This window comes from Pseudomonas sp. Irchel s3f10 (genome assembly GCF_900187515.1).
Taxonomy (GTDB): Bacteria; Pseudomonadota; Gammaproteobacteria; order Pseudomonadales; family Pseudomonadaceae; genus Aquipseudomonas; species Aquipseudomonas tensinigenes.
This window is the reverse complement of the sequence record NZ_FYDZ01000009.1, coordinates 234120-248915: the sequence shown is the minus strand read 5'-3', so window position 1 is coordinate 248915 and position 14796 is coordinate 234120. Positions and strand designations below refer to the sequence as shown.

The 14796-nt window shown below is 58.9% G+C and carries 16 protein-coding genes and 1 pseudogene; 9 read left to right on the top strand and 8 right to left on the bottom strand.

Annotated elements, in window-relative coordinates; genetic code table 11:
• A pseudogene (locus CKW17_RS30610) lies at window positions 1-96 on the top strand (IS110 family transposase); the annotation flags it as partial.
• Window positions 97-366: 270 nt separating this feature from the next.
• On the opposite strand, the gene CKW17_RS20130 reads toward CKW17_RS30610, so the two are convergent.
• The gene (locus tag CKW17_RS20130; RefSeq protein ID WP_095121192.1) at window positions 367-876 is read right to left on the bottom strand and encodes a DUF1993 family protein; all 510 of its coding nucleotides are present in this window, start codon (window positions 874-876) and stop codon (window positions 367-369) included.
• Between the two features lie 125 nt (window positions 877-1001).
• Between CKW17_RS20130 and CKW17_RS20125 the strand changes: the two genes are divergently transcribed.
• The gene (locus CKW17_RS20125; protein ID WP_095121190.1) at window positions 1002-1649 is read left to right on the top strand and encodes a YceH family protein; all 648 of its coding nucleotides are present in this window, start codon (window positions 1002-1004) and stop codon (window positions 1647-1649) included.
• A 116-nt stretch (window positions 1650-1765) separates the two neighbouring features.
• Here the strand turns inward: CKW17_RS20125 and CKW17_RS20120 are convergent, their stop codons facing one another.
• Together CKW17_RS20120 and CKW17_RS20115 are read right to left on the bottom strand one after the other, a co-directional pair.
• Window positions 1766-2284 (bottom strand): cupin domain-containing protein, encoded by a 519-nt coding sequence (locus tag CKW17_RS20120; RefSeq protein ID WP_095121188.1) that lies wholly within the window; start codon window positions 2282-2284, stop codon window positions 1766-1768.
• 217 nt (window positions 2285-2501) lie between these two features.
• Complete coding sequence (locus CKW17_RS20115) at window positions 2502-3320, bottom strand: shikimate 5-dehydrogenase (RefSeq protein WP_095121186.1); 819 nt, start codon at window positions 3318-3320, stop codon at window positions 2502-2504.
• A 256-nt stretch (window positions 3321-3576) separates the two neighbouring features.
• Here CKW17_RS20115 and CKW17_RS20110 point away from each other — a divergent pair, with 256 nt between their 5' ends.
• The 3 genes from CKW17_RS20110 (at window position 3577) to CKW17_RS20100 (ending at window position 4642) form a co-directional block, all read left to right on the top strand.
• Entirely contained in the window at window positions 3577-3936 is a 360-nt protein-coding gene (locus CKW17_RS20110; protein WP_007917357.1) for a hypothetical protein, read from the top strand.
• Between the two features lie 230 nt (window positions 3937-4166).
• Window positions 4167-4361 (top strand): hypothetical protein, encoded by a 195-nt coding sequence (locus tag CKW17_RS20105; RefSeq protein ID WP_016984641.1) that lies wholly within the window; start codon window positions 4167-4169, stop codon window positions 4359-4361.
• Window positions 4362-4459: 98 nt separating this feature from the next.
• The gene (locus CKW17_RS20100; RefSeq protein WP_095121185.1) at window positions 4460-4642 is read left to right on the top strand and encodes a hypothetical protein; all 183 of its coding nucleotides are present in this window, start codon (window positions 4460-4462) and stop codon (window positions 4640-4642) included.
• On the opposite strand, the gene CKW17_RS20095 is transcribed toward CKW17_RS20100, so the two are convergent.
• A complete protein-coding gene (locus CKW17_RS20095; protein WP_095121184.1) occupies window positions 4639-5700 on the bottom strand; it encodes an AI-2E family transporter in 1062 nt (353 codons plus the stop codon). The genes CKW17_RS20100 and CKW17_RS20095 overlap by 4 nt on opposite strands.
• A 155-nt stretch (window positions 5701-5855) precedes the next feature.
• Here CKW17_RS20095 and yegQ point away from each other — a divergent pair, with 155 nt between their 5' ends.
• Window positions 5856-7187, top strand: a complete 1332-nt coding sequence (yegQ, locus tag CKW17_RS20090; protein WP_095121183.1) for a tRNA 5-hydroxyuridine modification protein YegQ — start codon at window positions 5856-5858, stop codon at window positions 7185-7187.
• Window positions 7188-7501: 314 nt separating this feature from the next.
• Here the strand turns inward: yegQ and CKW17_RS20085 are convergent, their stop codons facing one another.
• A complete protein-coding gene (locus tag CKW17_RS20085; protein ID WP_095121182.1) occupies window positions 7502-8368 on the bottom strand; it encodes a LysR family transcriptional regulator in 867 nt (288 codons plus the stop codon).
• A 101-nt stretch (window positions 8369-8469) separates the two neighbouring features.
• Between CKW17_RS20085 and CKW17_RS20080 the strand changes: the two genes are divergently transcribed.
• Complete coding sequence (locus CKW17_RS20080) at window positions 8470-9366, top strand: DMT family transporter (protein WP_176470100.1); 897 nt, start codon at window positions 8470-8472, stop codon at window positions 9364-9366.
• A 153-nt stretch (window positions 9367-9519) separates the two neighbouring features.
• On the opposite strand, the gene CKW17_RS20075 is transcribed toward CKW17_RS20080, so the two are convergent.
• On the bottom strand, window positions 9520-9753 hold the full coding sequence (locus CKW17_RS20075; RefSeq protein ID WP_095121180.1) for a hypothetical protein: 234 nt from the start codon (window positions 9751-9753) through the stop codon (window positions 9520-9522).
• 92 nt (window positions 9754-9845) lie between these two features.
• Window positions 9846-10559, bottom strand: coding sequence for a FadR/GntR family transcriptional regulator (locus CKW17_RS20070; RefSeq protein WP_095121179.1), 714 nt, complete (start codon window positions 10557-10559; stop codon window positions 9846-9848).
• Window positions 10560-10905: 346 nt separating this feature from the next.
• On the opposite strand from CKW17_RS20070, the gene CKW17_RS20065 reads away from it, so the two are divergent.
• Both CKW17_RS20065 and gudD read left to right on the top strand, forming a co-directional pair.
• The gene (locus tag CKW17_RS20065) at window positions 10906-12252 is read left to right on the top strand and encodes an MFS transporter (protein ID WP_095121178.1); all 1347 of its coding nucleotides are present in this window, start codon (window positions 10906-10908) and stop codon (window positions 12250-12252) included.
• 40 nt (window positions 12253-12292) lie between these two features.
• Window positions 12293-13636, top strand: a complete 1344-nt coding sequence (gudD, locus tag CKW17_RS20060) for a glucarate dehydratase (protein ID WP_095121177.1) — start codon at window positions 12293-12295, stop codon at window positions 13634-13636.
• Window positions 13637-13764: 128 nt separating this feature from the next.
• On the opposite strand, the gene CKW17_RS20055 is transcribed toward gudD, so the two are convergent.
• Entirely contained in the window at window positions 13765-14637 is an 873-nt protein-coding gene (locus CKW17_RS20055) for a LysR family transcriptional regulator (protein WP_095121176.1), read from the bottom strand.
• Window positions 14638-14796: the final 159 nt, after the last annotated feature.

Here is a 14796-nt window from a genome sequence, read left to right as displayed (position 1 = left end):
ACCACGCAGGCGTTGGTGATGCTGGCTCGCAAACTTGCTCGGGTGGTATTCGCCTTGCTGAAAGGGCAAAGCGAATATCAGGCAAAAGTCAGTTGAGGGCTTCCCCTCAACCATAGAATCTCCCACAATGGAAAATGAAAAGCCCGCCGAGGTGTGAACCAGGGCGGGCTTTTTTGTGGCTGAGATCTTTCCCCCCCTCACCCCAACCCTCTCCCCCCAAGGGGGGCGAGGGGGAAAGGGGGCAGACCGAGTGTTGTTCAAAACCTGAGTTCGACTCGATAGATCAGGTCGGTGTATCTCGAACCAACAACCCGATCAGTCCCCTCTCCCTCTGGGAGAGGGCTAGGGTGAGGGGCTTCTGGCGGTTTAGAACGCGCCCATGTAATCACGTTTGCCCACTTCCACACCGTTATGACGCAGCAACGCATAAGTGGTAGTGACGTGGAAGAAAAACTGCGGCAAGCCATAAGTCAGCAAGTACGACTGACCGCTGAAGCGCTTCTCTTTCGGCGTGCCCGGACGGGTTACGATTTCGATGCCTTCCTTGCCATCAATCTGCTCTGGCTTGATCTCGCCGATGTAGGCCAGCACCTTGGCGATCAGGGCTTGCAGCTCAGCGAAGGTGGTTTCGGTATCGTCGTACTTCGGCACTTCAACTTCAGCCAGACGCGAGGAAACACCTTTGGCGAAGTCGACGGCGATCTGCACCTGGCGGGTCAGCGGGAACATGTCCGGGAACAGACGGGCCTGCAGAAACGCGTTCGGATCGATGTTTTTCTCGGTGGCGTGGGCTTCAGCCTTTTTCAGTACATCACTCAAAGCGTTGAGCATTTGTTGAAAAACCGGGACGGATGCGGCGTACAGGGAAATGGTCATGGCAGTCTCGTGTAGTGGCTGGGTGGAACAAGGAGGCGATTATAGCCATGCTTGATGACCACACGGCTTGCCTTTTGTTTGGCAAGGATTAGGCTAGGCGCCTTCGACTGCAGAGGGAACGCGCGATGACCACAGAACCAGAATCCACCTTCGACGAGCCACGGCTCAACGCCACGGAAATCCGCATCCTCGGCTCGTTGATCGAGAAACAGGCCACCAGCCCGGAAACCTATCCGCTGACGCTCAATGCGCTGGTCACGGCCTGCAATCAGAAAACCAGCCGCGAACCGGTGATGAACCTAACCCAGGGTCAGGTCGGGCAGAGTTTGCGGGCGCTGGAAGGTCGCGGTTTCGCCAAACTGGTGATGGGCAGTCGCGCCGACCGCTGGGAGCATAAGGTCGACAAGGCGCTGGAGCTAGTGCCGGCGCAGGTGATTCTGAGCGGATTGATGTTTCTGCGCGGCCCGCAAACCGTTAATGAACTGCTGACCCGCAGTGGCCGCATGCATGAATTTGAAGATACCGAGCAAGTGGTGCATCAGCTTGAGCGCTTGATTGCGCGGGGGTTGGCGGTGTTGATTCCACGCCAGGCCGGGCAACGTGAGGATCGTTATACCCATGCGCTGGGTGATCCGGCGGACAGCGAGGCGATCATGGCAGCGCGGCAGAATCCGTCGGATCGTGGTGCAAGCAGTGGCGTTTCGGTTGAGCGCATCGAAGAGCTGGAGGCGCGGATTGCCGCGCTGGAAGAGCGTCTGGCCCGCCTCGAATAACCGCACAAAACCAATGTAGGAGTGAGCCTGCTCGCGATAGCGGTGTGTCAGTCAAATATGATGTGACTGACACACCGCTATCGCGAGCAGGCTCACTCCTACAAGGGATCTATGTTTTACTCGCCATCCCAGTAGTCAACACCATCCGCCTGCCGCGCCACTGCGACGAAGCCTGAGGCATAGCCCTCGGCATCAACCTGAAAATTATCCATCACCGCATATTTGTTCGAATCCGGGTACTCACAAATTTCCGGCTGCTGTTGAGTACTCACGGCCAGATAGCGCAATTCGCCCGAGCTAGTATTGATGATCTGATGCGCCTTCTCCGGGCCACCCGGGGGGCAAGCGATCACGTCACCTTCGCGGATCGGAAAACGCTCGGCACCAAGACGTACCTCGCCCTCCCCGGCCACCACGTAAAACATCTCTTCGTTGACCCGATGGCTGTGAAACGGACTGCCACGCATGCCCGGCGGCAAGGCGTACAAGCGATAACCGAGTTTTTGCGAACCCAATTGCTGACCGACGCGGGCCATGCGCTGCTGATAGCGGCCGGCGGTTTCGCCTTCCGGGGTCAGGGCTTCGGGCAGGGGTTCGAGTTCGACCTGATGCAGGTTGAGGATGGGCGGGTGCATGGGAGCCTCGGTCACGGTTTTGTGGTGGGCAAGTCTGGGCTTGCTGGGGAGGCAGTATAGGCATTGATGCCCGACGTGAAACCGCGTCGCATCCTTCGCGAGCAGGCTCGCTCCCACAGAGGATCTACAGCGAACACACAATCTGTGTATGACAAAAATTCAACTGTGGGAGCGAGCCTGCTCGCGAAGAGGCCCGCCCAGCCACCACGACACTCAATCAGCTCCGGGCAAACGCCACCGCCGCCGCAAATTGCTCTTCAGTCGGGCGCACGCCGGTGTACAAGACAAACTGCTCCAGCGCCTGAATCGCTATCACCTCAAGCCCGGTAATCACCCGCTTGCCCTCGGCCCGAGCACGCACGATCAACGGCGTTTCCGACGGAATCGCGACCACATCAAATACCGTCTCAGCCGCAGCAACAACTTGAGGCTCAAACGCCAACTGCCCCGTCTCCGGTCCGCCATCCATGCCCACCGGCGTCACATTGATCAGCATCTGTGGACGCTCCTCGCCCAATTCCGCCTGCCAGCGATAACCCAGCGAATCCGCCAACGCACGCCCTGCCCGCTCATTGCGCGCAACAATCAAACCGTTTTTGTAACCACCATCACGCAAGGCACTGGCCACCGCTTTGGCCATCCCGCCGCTGCCACGCAGGGCGAAGGTCGAATCCTTGGGCACCGCGTGGGTTTCCAGCAACTGCGCGACGGCAATGTAATCGGTGTTGTAAGCCTTCAGATGGCCGTCGGTATTGACGATGGTATTGATCGACTGGATCGCTGCCGCCGACGCATCCAGCTCATCGACCAGCGCGATGCACGCTTCCTTGAACGGCATCGACACGCCGCAGCCGCGAATGCCCAAGGCACGAATGCCGCCCACGGCACCCGTCAGATCCTGGCTGCTGAACGCCTTGTAATAGAAATTCAGGCCCAACTGCTCATACAAATGGTTATGAAAACGCAGACCGAAATTGCCCGGGCGCCCAGACAGGGACATGCACAGTTGGGTGTCTTTGTTCGGGTTCATCTGCATGAAACTTCTCCTTCAAACGCACTTTCGGATAGACGGGATTAGCCAGCCCATCAGGTTCTGAACGATCATAAAGGCCTGTTTTAAACGTGTTCCGTGGCCCTTGCACGGCCCGGTAAAGAAGCCGGTACAGACCTTACACAAAATTTACCCAGCGGCTGTGCTGATTTTCAGAATTTCGCTGTCTTAGAAGTATCCCCGCGACAACTGTGGGCCTGGTGCAGGCCCTGCCGCCGGGTCGAAGAACCGAGGACTTATCATGATTCGTAAACTCCCCATTCTGGCCTTGCTGATTGGCGCACTTGCGGTCACAGGTCAGGCAGAAGCCGGTGGTGGCCACGGCTGGCAAGGCCCTGCGGTGTTTGGCGCGATCGTCGGCTCGGCCATCATCGGCTCGGCACTGATCAACCAGGATCGGCCGGTGTATGTGCAACAACAGCCGGTTTATGTGCAGCCACAACCGGTCTACGTGCAGCAGCCGCCACCACCGGTCTACTACCAGCCGGCGCCGGTGTATGTGCAACAGCCGGTTTACATCCAACAGGCCCCCGTCTACTACGGCCCGCCTCGCGGTTATTACGGCCGGCCACATGGCTACTATGGCGGTCCACGCTGGTGACCAAAAAACAGAGCCCCGCTTTTATAGCGGGGCTTTTTTATGACCGTTGGTCGGCGAGCGTCTGAAAAAATCTCGCCAAGGTCGCTGTGAGGACAGTTTCACCGGCTAAAGTCGGCATGATTGAGTGACCGCTATGTAGATTTCCACAAAACGGTCACTTATTTGTCATGACGGAACCGCAATCTGAATCCGTCCGTAAACAACAGGTTGATAACAACAAGGACGACTGTATGCCAACACAAAACCCGCACCGCATCGTCGGCCTGTGCACCTCAAGCAAGGTGTACAGCGCGCTGACCGAACTCAAGCACCTGGAAGGCCATCGCTGCGCCAAGTTTCTTTCGCTGCTGGCGGAGAATCTGGTGCACAAAGGTTTGCTCAACGAACGCGAAGTCATGCACATGCTCGATCAAGTGGTCGACTGAAGCCTCAATGGCATCAATGACCACTATCGAAAGCGTTGATTGTCCGTAGAAGCGGCGAATCTCTAAGGTAGCTCCATTGTTAGATGGAGGTACTCGTCATGGCTCAGGTTCAAATCATGTCCGTTATCGGCAGCGCCGTTCCCGCCTCGCTCAGAGCATCGGGCCTGCTCGCCTGCTGGTATCTGGTGCGTGACGGCGAAGCGATCAGCGGCCCGCTCACTTCGCTGCCCGCTGCGCAGGCACTGTCGCAGAAGATCGTCAGCGCGCCGTTTCACGCTTAAGGCAGTTGCACCTTGGGCTTGGTCTCGGCGAACAGCGCCCAGCTCGACATGAACAGCGCCGCGATCAGCGGGCCAATCACAAAGCCATTCAGGCCGAATACCGCCAGGCCACCCAGGGTCGAGATCAGAATCATGTAATCGGGCATTTTGGTGTCCTTGCCCACCAGAATCGGTCGCATCACGTTGTCCACCAACCCGATCACAAACACCCCGAACAAGCCCAGCACCACGCCTTGCCAGATCATCCCGCTGAGCAGGAAATACACCGCGACCGGCGCCCAGACAATCCCCGCGCCCACTGCTGGCAGCAACGACAAAAAACCCATCAAGACCGCCCAGAGCAATGCGCTGGGGATGTCGAGAAACCAGAAAATCGCTCCGCCCAGCGCTCCCTGAGTCACTGCGACTACGAGATTGCCCTTCACCGTCGCCCGTACCACGCGGTTGAACTTCAACTGCAGGCGCCGCTTGTGGCCTTCCTCCAGTGGCACGGCGGTGCGCACTTTGCGCGCCAGTTCGGCGCCGTCGCGCAAGAAGAAAAACAGCAGATACAACATGATGAAAAAACTCACCACGAACTCGAACGTACCCTGACCAAAACTGAACGCTTGAGTGGCCAGGACCTGACTGCCCTGCATCGCCGATTTGACGATTTTCTCGCGCAGGCCATTGAGTTCGCCCATGCCGAAACGGTCGAGCAAGTGCTGAAAGTACGGCGGCAGGCTGTGCTTGAACTGCGCCAGATACGCGGCAATGTCCAGCTCACCGCTTTCGATGTTCTTGTAGACCGCTGCCCCTTCCTGCACCAGCAGCACACTGAGGATGATCACCGGCAGAATCGCAATCACCAGGCAGATCGACAAGGTACACAGCGACGTCAGGTTGCGCTGCCAGCCGAATTTCGCCTGCAGCCGGCGTTGCATCGGCGCAAAAACAATGCCGAGAATCACTGCCCAGAACACCGCACCGTAGAACGGCAAGAGGATCCAGATAAACGCCACCGTGACCAGCAACAGCAGCACGGTGAGCGATTTGAATTGAAGGCTTTTTTCGTTCATGTCCGATCCATGTCAGTCAGGCGTCATGCACGCCCCGATGCTTAGTCAACCGGGGTCTGCACGAGTGCCATCTTTATTCATGGAGCATAGATCCAGATCAACAAACCCTCACCACACCTGACTTACCCTGCCGCGCTTTTGCGACCGACACCGCCATGACCTCGATCCTCGCCGCCCCCGAACTGCTCGCTCCCGCCGGCACCCTGAAAAACATGCGCTACGCCTTCGCCTACGGTGCCGATGCGGTCTACGCCGGCCAGCCGCGTTACAGCCTGCGGGTGCGCAACAACGAGTTCGATCACGCCAATCTGGCACTGGGCATTCGCGAAGCCCAGGCGCAGGGCAAGCGCTTCTATGTCGTCGTCAACATCGCCCCGCACAACGCCAAGCTGAAGACTTTCCTAAAGGATCTGGCGCCGGTTATCGAGATGGCGCCGGATGCGCTGATCATGTCTGACCCGGGGCTGATCATGCTGGTGCGCCGACATTTCCCGCAGATGCCGATTCACCTCTCGGTGCAGGCCAATACGGTGAACTGGGCGAGTGTCGAGTTCTGGCAGCAGATGGGATTGAGCCGGATCATCCTGTCGCGAGAATTGTCGCTGGAGGAAATCGGCGAAATCCGCGAACAGGTGCCGGGCATGGAACTGGAAGTGTTCGTCCACGGCGCATTGTGCATGGCCTATTCCGGGCGCTGTCTGCTATCAGGTTACATGAACAAACGCGACGCCAATCAGGGCACCTGCACCAACGCCTGTCGCTGGAAATACTCGGCGCAAGAGGCCACGGAAAACCAGCTCGGCGAGATCGTCCAGACCTTCCAGCCCGAGCCGACCCTGGGCCTCGGCGCGCCGACTGATCAGGTGTTCCTGTTACAGGAAGCCAACCGCCCCGACGAATTGATGCCCGCTTTCGAAGACGAGCACGGCACCTACATCATGAACGCCAAGGACCTGCGCGCGGTGCAGCACGTCGAGCGCCTGACGCGCATGGGCGTGCATTCATTGAAGATCGAGGGCCGGACCAAATCGCACTTCTATTGCGCCCGGACCACGCAAGTGTATCGCCGGGCGATTGATGACGCGGTGGCCGGGCGCGAGTTTGATCGCAGTTTGATGACGGACTTGGAGTCGCTGGCGCAGCGTGGCTACACCGAGGGTTTTCTGCGTCGGCATGTGCATGACGAGTATCAGAATTATCAACATGGCAGCTCGGTGTCGGAGCGTCAGCAGTTCGTGGGTGAGCTGACGGGTGAGCGACGGGATCGGCTGGCTGAGGTCAAGGTGAAGAATCGCTTTGCACTGGGTGATCATCTGGAATTGATGACGCCCATGGGCAATTTTCATTTTGATTTGCATGAGTTGCAGAGTGTTAAGGGTGAGGCTATCGAGGTGGCGCCGGGGGATGGGCATACGGTTTATGTGCCGATTCCGGAGGGGGTGGATTTGCGGTTTGGGTTGTTGATGCGGGATATCGGGGGTGCCTGAAAAAGCCCCTCACCCTAGCCCTCTCCCAGAGGGAGAGGGGACTGATTGGGGGATATTGGAGAGATCCACCGACCTGAACGTACTGCGCCGAATCCATAATCAACTCTTCCGATCAAGCACACTGGACTTGGTTGAATCCATAATCGACTCGCTCGTTCAGCTTGGCTGAATCCATAATCGACTCTTCCCATCAAGCACACTGGACTTGGCCGAATCCATAATCAACTCGGTTGTTCAGGTCGGCGTATAACCTGAGACACCTCGGTCGGCCCCCTCTCCCTCCGGGAGAGGGCTGGGGTGAGGGTCAGCTTTTCCTACACACTAAACTCCTCCCGCAACATCGCCACAAACGCCTCCCGCGCCGGATGCACCCCGGCGTTTTCATGCCAGTAAAACAAGTTATCGACGGCCGTCAGCTCCGCAAACTCATACCCCACACACCCAGCCCCTTTCGCGTACTGCTCAAACACGCCCTTGGGCACCAGCGCCACCCCTGCCCCGGCACTCACACAACCCACAATCGCCCCATAACTGGCGAGACTGACGATCGGCAGCGACAACCCCTGACGCAACAACCAATGCTCCAGCGCCGCCCGATACGGACAACCCTGCGGCCACATGAACACGGTTTTGTCCTGCAGGTCTTCGATGCCGCGCACCGGTCCGAACGAGGTCGACGCGATCAGCAGCAGTTCTTCGCGATACATCGGCGTGCGCTTGAGCTGTGAACGTTCGACATCCACCGCGACAATCGCGCCATCGAGGCGGTGGCTGACGGTGTCGTCGAGCAACTGCGCCCAAGTGCCGGTGGTGAGTTCCAGTGCGACCTGCGGATAACGCTGGTGAAACTTCGCCAGCAGGCGCGGCAAACGCCCGGTCGCCGAAGATTCGATCGCGCCAATGCGCAACGGCCCGGACGGCTCGGCCGAAGGATCAACCGCGCGTTTGGCCTCGGCGGTCAGCGCCAGAATCTTTTCCGCATAGGCGAGAAACGTCTGCCCCGCCGGACTGATGCGCAACCCGCGGCCCTCACGCAGAAACAGCGCAACGCCCAACTCGGCCTCCAGGGCCTTGATACGCGCGGTGATATTCGATGGCACGCAAAACAGCTTTTCCGCCGCTCGGGCAATGCTGCCTACCTCGGCCACGGTCTTGAACATACGGATTTGCGCTAGCTCCATATTCATCACTCTGAGTGAACATTCAGCGCAGTATAAGTCAGTTGTGGCGAATGATTGCGCGCCCGGATACTCGGCGCATTCACACTTTTGAGCAGCCGATCATGCCGCCCCCTTCCCCATTGAAAATCCTTCTGGCGATGGCGTTTGTCGTCGGCTGCTGGGCGTATTCGCCGACCGGTATTCACATCGGCCTGCAAGCCTACGAGCCCGGGCATCTGGCGTTGCTGCGGTTTCTGTTGGCGTCGTTGTTCATGGCGCTGATCGCCGCGTTCAAGGGCATTCGCCTGCCGCACTGGCGCGACGTGCCGCTGTTGTTCGCCCTGGGTTTCTTCGCCGTCAGCCTGCATCACGTCGCACTGAACATCGGCCAGCAAAGCGTCAGTGCCGGGGCTTCCAGTGTGTTGGCGCAATCGAGCCCGCTGTTCAGCACATTGCTGGCGCGGTTCTTGTTCAAGGATCAGGTCAGCGCCTGGCGCTGGAGTTGTTTGTTACTCGGGTTTGTCGGCGTGGTGATCGTGGTCAGCGGCGATAAGGGCTTGGGCGCTATCGATGCGCATGCACTGCTGATCCTGTTGGCGGCGGTTTCATGGAGCGTTTACTTCGCTCTGCAAAAACACCATGCACGGCGTTACGACGGTTTCAGTCTGGCGTGTTACGCGGTGTGGTCGGGGACGTTGATGCTGCTGATTTATCTACCGGGGCTGGGTCAAGCTGTGCTGAATGCGCCGTTGCGGGTGCAGTGGGCGGTGTTGGCGTTGGGCGTGTTTCCCAGTGCGCTGGCTTATCTGGCTTGGGGCTTTGTGCTCAAACATGTGGATTTGAGCCGGGCGACGATGACGTTGTATTTGATCCCGCCGACGGCGATGGGGATTGCTTCGGTCGGGCTGGGTGAGCGGCCGACGTTGCTGGTGCTGGTGGGGTCGGTGGTGGTGTTGATCAGTGTGTTGGCGTTGAATCTGGAGCGGGGGGTTGGGTGGGGTCGGTCTGCCGGGGTCTGATCTCGGATATGTGTTGAAGCCAATTCCGCAATCGCGAGCAGGCTCACTCCTACAATGGGCAGTGGGTGTACATAGAGTCTGTGCATGCCACAAAACCTTGTAGGAGTGAGCCTGCTCGCGATGAGGCCGGCAAACTCAACATAAAACCCAGGTTTAGCGCCGATCATCCGACAACGGCGTCGGCTCATCTGCCGGCGGCACATCCTCATCATCAGCCGGCGGATCCTGCCAATCCTCCGGCCGATCAGCATCGCTCAACGGATCACGCCCCGGGGGCATTCCCATCGGTGCATCATGATCGGCCAGTGTCGGTTCATCGGTACCGGGCAGCGGCCGGGTTGGATCGGTTGGCAGCACACCACCCTGAAACAGCAAATCATTAGCCATGACACACCTCACTCAGGAGGTCCGGAATACCCGGGCCGTACAACTTGGAATCAGGCCTGTGCACCGCGTGCTATCGAACAGACCAACGGCGCTCAACCCTGCGCGGAAAAGCGGTCGCGGCTGTTGGTCAGGTGCAGCCACATCGCAGCACGCGCCGCATCCGCATCCTGACGCTTGATCGCGTTCAAGATCGCCTCGTGCTCCAGATGAGCCAGTTGCCCGAGCTTGCTCAGATCCGCCGCGCCGCGTTCAGCAGCATTGATCCGGTTACGTGGAATCATCGCACTGCCCAGGTGTTGCATGATTTCGCTGAAGCAGACGTTGCCGGTGGCCTCGGCGATGAGCAGATGAAAACGTCGATCGGCTTCGACGCAACTGTCGTTGTTGTCCAGTAACCGCTGGTAGTCATCCAGCGCCTGACGCATTTGCAGCAGTTGCTGCTCGGTACGCCGTTGCGCCGCCAGCGCCGCCGCTTGGGTTTCCAGGCCCAGACGCAGTTCGAGAATGCTGCGCACGCCGAGCGCCGTGTCGACATTCAGGCGCAAGCCCTGCTCGGGCGCGCGCTCGATGACGAACGTACCGATGCCGTGCCGGGTCTCCACCAGTCCAGAAGCCTGCAATTTGGAAATCGCCTCGCGCACCACGGTGCGGCTGACGCCGTGTTCCTGAACGATGGAATTCTCCGACGGCAGCTTGTCGCCGGGCGACAACTGGCCGAGCAGGATGCTTTGCGTGAGCTTCTCGACTAGGTCATGGGCGAGGTTGTGCGCACGTTTGCGAGCAGGAGCGTCGAGATCTTCTTGCATGGTCGGTTCCGGTGATCGGGGCTTGCGGATCGTAGCACTGTGCGAGAGCGGACGAGATTGATTTTAGCCCCACGACTTGTATGACAACACTCAAATTAGAGCACGATAGCTTCATACCTTTCTGGCGATCTGAACCGGAATACCGTAAAAACAAATCACGCACCGCCCGCCACAAACCCTAGCAAATACTGGATAAAAATACGAAAAAGCATAAAAACACGACCTCTCAGAGAAAATTAATCACTCCTCCCCACTTGTAGGACAAAAATTCTCAGTTGTATGATGTCTATCAACAACGCAGCACCCGCCCTACCCCGCATAAAAATAATCAGTGGGAGAAAACCAAGTGAAAACCTCCGTCTCCGGGATGAACGAGGGCGTCGATTCGACACTCGCATCAGCCATCTCGAAAGTGAAACGCCACGTCCTGCCGCTCTTCGTGATCATGTTCATCGTCAATTACATTGATCGGGTGAACATCGGTTTCGTCCGCACCCACATGGAACATGACCTGGGCATTGGTGCCGCCGCTTACGGCTTCGGTGCCGGTCTGTTCTTCATCGGTTACGCGCTGTTCGAAGTCCCGTCGAACATGCTTCTGCAGAAAGTCGGCGCCCGCATCTGGCTGACTCGCATCATGTTCACCTGGGGTCTGGTCGCCGCCGGGATGGCGTTCATCCAGAACGAAACCCACTTCTATGTGCTGCGCTTTTTGCTCGGTGTGGCCGAGGCCGGGTTCTTTCCCGGGGTGATCTACTACTTCACCCGTTGGCTGCCCGGCGCCGAACGCGGCAAGGCGATTGCGATTTTCCTCAGCGGCTCCGCCGTGGCTTCGTTGATCTCCGGTCCGTTGTCCGGTCTGCTCCTGCAGATCAACGGGCTGGGCATGCACGGCTGGCAATGGATGTACTTCATTGAAGGCATGTTCTCGGTGTGCCTGTGCGTGTTTGTCTGGTTCTGGCTCGACGCCAAACCCCACGACGCGAAATGGCTGAGCCGCGCCGAGCAGGACGCACTGGTCAACGCCATCGACGCTGAACAGAAGGCCCGCGAAGCCGCGACACCGATCCGGCCATCGATGGGCAAACTGCTCAAGGATCGCCAGATCATCCTGTTCTGCCTGATCTACTTCTTCATTCAACTGACCATCTACGCAGCAACGTTCTGGCTGCCGAGCATCATCAAGAAAATGGGCGAGATGAGCGACTTCCAGGTCGGCCTGTTCAACTCGATTCCGTGGTTGTTGTCGATCATCGGCATGTACGCCTTCGCTTCGTTCTCGGCCAAGTGGAAACACCAGCAGGCGTGGGTCGCCACCGCCCTGTTGATCGCTGCTGCGGGGATGTTCATGTCCACCACCGGCGGGCCAATCTTCGCTTTCGTCGCGATCTGTTTTGCCGCGCTGGGTTTCAAATCCGCTTCGTCACTGTTCTGGCCGATCCCGCAGGCCTATCTGGATGCACGCATCGCGGCGGCGGTGATCGCGCTGATCAACTCGGTGGGCAACCTTGGCGGCTTCGTCGCGCCGACCACTTTCGGCCTGCTCGAAGAACACACCGGCTCGATTCAGGGCGGCCTCTATGGCCTGGCCGCGACCTCGATCATTGCCGCGATCATCGTCTTCTTAGCGCGCACCACGCCGAAACCTGCGGCTGAAATTCCCGTGGTCGATGCCGCGCCAAAGCACGCCTGACGTCCATTTTTAAAGATTGCGAATAAGAAGGATAAAAACCATGACTGCACACGACACCGCCAAAGCCCCGATCATCACCGACATGCAAGTCATCCCGGTGGCCGGCCATGACGGCATGCTGCTCAACTTGAGCGGCGCCCACGGGCCGTTTTTCACCCGCAACATCGTCATCCTCAAGGACAACGCCGGCCACACCGGCGTCGGCGAGGTGCCCGGTGGCGAGCGCATTCGCCAGACCCTCGAAGATGCACGCAGTCTGGTAGTCGGCAGCCCGATCGGCACCTGGCAGAAGATCCTCAATCAAGTGCGCCAGACCTTCGCTGACCGCGATGCCGGCGGTCGTGGCCTGCAGACGTTCGATCTGCGCATCACCATTCACGCCGTGACTGGCCTCGAAGCCGCCCTGCTCGATCTGCTCGGTCAGCATCTTGATGTACCGGTGGCGGCGCTGCTTGGCGAAGGCCAGCAACGCGATGAAGTGAAGATGCTCGGCTATCTGTTTTATGTCGGTGATCAGCGCGAAACCGATCTCGCCTATCGCAGCGAACCGGATGCCGACAATGATTGGTTCCGCGTGCGTCACGAGAAGGCCATGACGGCCGAAGCCGTGGTTCGCCTCGCCGAAGCGGCCCATGCGAAATACGGTTTCAAGGACTTCAAACTCAAGGGCGGCGTGCTCAGCGGCGATGCGGAAATCGAAGCGGTCACAGCGCTGGCCGAACGCTTTCCTGATGCGCGCATCACCCTCGATCCGAACGGCGCGTGGTCACTGAAAGAAGCCATTCGCTTGTGCCGCGACCAGCATCAGGTGCTCGCCTATGCCGAAGACCCGTGCGGCGCGGAAAACGGTTATTCCGGCCGCGAAGTGATGGCTGAGTTTCGCCGTGCCACTGGGCTGAAAACCGCCACCAATATGATCGCTACTGACTGGCGCGAAATGGGTCATGCGATCCAGTTGCAGTCGGTGGACATTCCACTGGCCGACCCGCATTTCTGGACCATGCAGGGTTCGGTGCGCGTGGCGCAGATGTGCCATGAATGGGGCCTGACCTGGGGTTCGCATTCCAACAACCACTTCGATATCTCGCTGGCGATGTTCACCCATGTCGCCGCTGCTGCGCCGGGCGATATCACCGCGATCGACACTCATTGGATCTGGCAGGACGGCCAGCGGTTAACCAAGGCGCCGCTGCAAATTGTCGATGGTCTGGTGCAAGTGCCGAAGAAGCCGGGGCTGGGTGTCGAGCTGGACATGGATCAGGTGGCCAAGGCTCATGAGCTATATAAAGGCATGGGCCTCGGCGCGCGGGATGACAGCGTGGCGATGCAGTTTTTGATTCCGGGTTGGAAGTTCGATAACAAGCGGCCGTGTCTGGTGCGCTGAACCTGATCTCCAATCCACCACGGTTCCTGTAGGAGTGAGCCTGCTCGCGATAGCGGTGTGTCAGTCAAAATTGATATCAACTGACACACCGCTATCGCGAGCAGGCTCACTCCTACAAGGGTTTTGCATTAACCAGAGATTTGCAGCAGCCAGGTTTTGAACGCTGTCATCGCCGCCGTTTCCGGGCGCGACTGCAACCGCGTCAACCAGTAACTCCCCGTCGTAATCTCAATCGCAAACGGCTGACAAATCGCCTCCGCCGCCAGTTGCCGGGCGAACATCAGCGGCGGCGCCAACGCCACCCCGCTGCCCTGCAACGCCGCCTCCATCATCGCCAGCGACGAGTCGAAAACGATGCTTTGCGGCGGTGCCGCTTGAGTCGCCAACCCGGCAGCCTGAAACCACTCCGGCCATTCATCGGTGCGATAAGAGCGCAGCAGCGTTTGTTGCAGCAAATCACCCGGCGAACGCAATTGCCGGGCGATGTCCGGCACGCACAACACCGACAGCGGCGCTTCAAGCAAACGCGTCGCCTCGATGCCATGCCACGCGCCAGCACCGAAGCGGATCGCGTAATCCAGCCCTTCTGCCGCGACATCGACGCGGTTGTTGTTGGTCGACAGCCGCAAATCTATAAGCGGATGTTTCGCCCGGAAGTCCGCCAGCCTCGGCAACAGCCAACCCACGGCGAAGGTACCGACCGCGCCGACGGTCAGCATTTCGCGATACTGTCCACCGGCGAGGCGTTCGAGGATCTGCGCGATGTGATCGAACGACGTGCTCAGTACCGGCAACAAAGTTTCGCCTTCACTGGTCAGCATCAGCCCACGGGGCAGGCGTTTGAACAGCGTGACGTTGAGTTGCGCTTCCAGGCTTTTGACCTGATGGCTGACAGCAGCCTGGGTGACGCACAGCTCCACGGCCGCGCGCGTGAAGCTCAAATGGCGCGCAGAGGCTTCAAAGGCACGCAGTGCATTCAGCGGCAATTGCGGTCGAATCATGCCCAGCCCCAAATTTTTCTAATGGCTCATGCGAGTTTTCGTCGTTTGTCGATTGGCGCCGCGCTGACTAGATTGGCGGCGCTGATCAGTCGCCCAACTAAATAATCGCCCGCAGTGTAGCGGGATAACATCATCAACACTCATGGAGAGTGGTTCATT

Coding starts and splice junctions, on each gene's coding strand:
- CKW17_RS20130 (WP_095121192.1), bottom strand. CDS start 876: ATGACCATTTCCCTGTACGCCGCATCCGTCCCGGTTTTTCAACAAATG.
- CKW17_RS20125 (WP_095121190.1), top strand. CDS start 1,002: ATGACCACAGAACCAGAATCCACCTTCGACGAGCCACGGCTCAACGCC.
- CKW17_RS20120 (WP_095121188.1), bottom strand. CDS start 2,284: ATGCACCCGCCCATCCTCAACCTGCATCAGGTCGAACTCGAACCCCTG.
- CKW17_RS20115 (WP_095121186.1), bottom strand. CDS start 3,320: ATGCAGATGAACCCGAACAAAGACACCCAACTGTGCATGTCCCTGTCT.
- CKW17_RS20110 (WP_007917357.1), top strand. CDS start 3,577: ATGATTCGTAAACTCCCCATTCTGGCCTTGCTGATTGGCGCACTTGCG.
- CKW17_RS20105 (WP_016984641.1), top strand. CDS start 4,167: ATGCCAACACAAAACCCGCACCGCATCGTCGGCCTGTGCACCTCAAGC.
- CKW17_RS20100 (WP_095121185.1), top strand. CDS start 4,460: ATGGCTCAGGTTCAAATCATGTCCGTTATCGGCAGCGCCGTTCCCGCC.
- CKW17_RS20095 (WP_095121184.1), bottom strand. CDS start 5,700: ATGAACGAAAAAAGCCTTCAATTCAAATCGCTCACCGTGCTGCTGTTG.
- yegQ (WP_095121183.1), top strand. CDS start 5,856: ATGACCTCGATCCTCGCCGCCCCCGAACTGCTCGCTCCCGCCGGCACC.
- CKW17_RS20085 (WP_095121182.1), bottom strand. CDS start 8,368: ATGGAGCTAGCGCAAATCCGTATGTTCAAGACCGTGGCCGAGGTAGGC.
- CKW17_RS20080 (WP_176470100.1), top strand. CDS start 8,470: ATGCCGCCCCCTTCCCCATTGAAAATCCTTCTGGCGATGGCGTTTGTC.
- CKW17_RS20075 (WP_095121180.1), bottom strand. CDS start 9,753: ATGGCTAATGATTTGCTGTTTCAGGGTGGTGTGCTGCCAACCGATCCA.
- CKW17_RS20070 (WP_095121179.1), bottom strand. CDS start 10,559: ATGCAAGAAGATCTCGACGCTCCTGCTCGCAAACGTGCGCACAACCTC.
- gudD (WP_095121177.1), top strand. CDS start 12,293: ATGACTGCACACGACACCGCCAAAGCCCCGATCATCACCGACATGCAA.
- CKW17_RS20055 (WP_095121176.1), bottom strand. CDS start 14,637: ATGATTCGACCGCAATTGCCGCTGAATGCACTGCGTGCCTTTGAAGCC.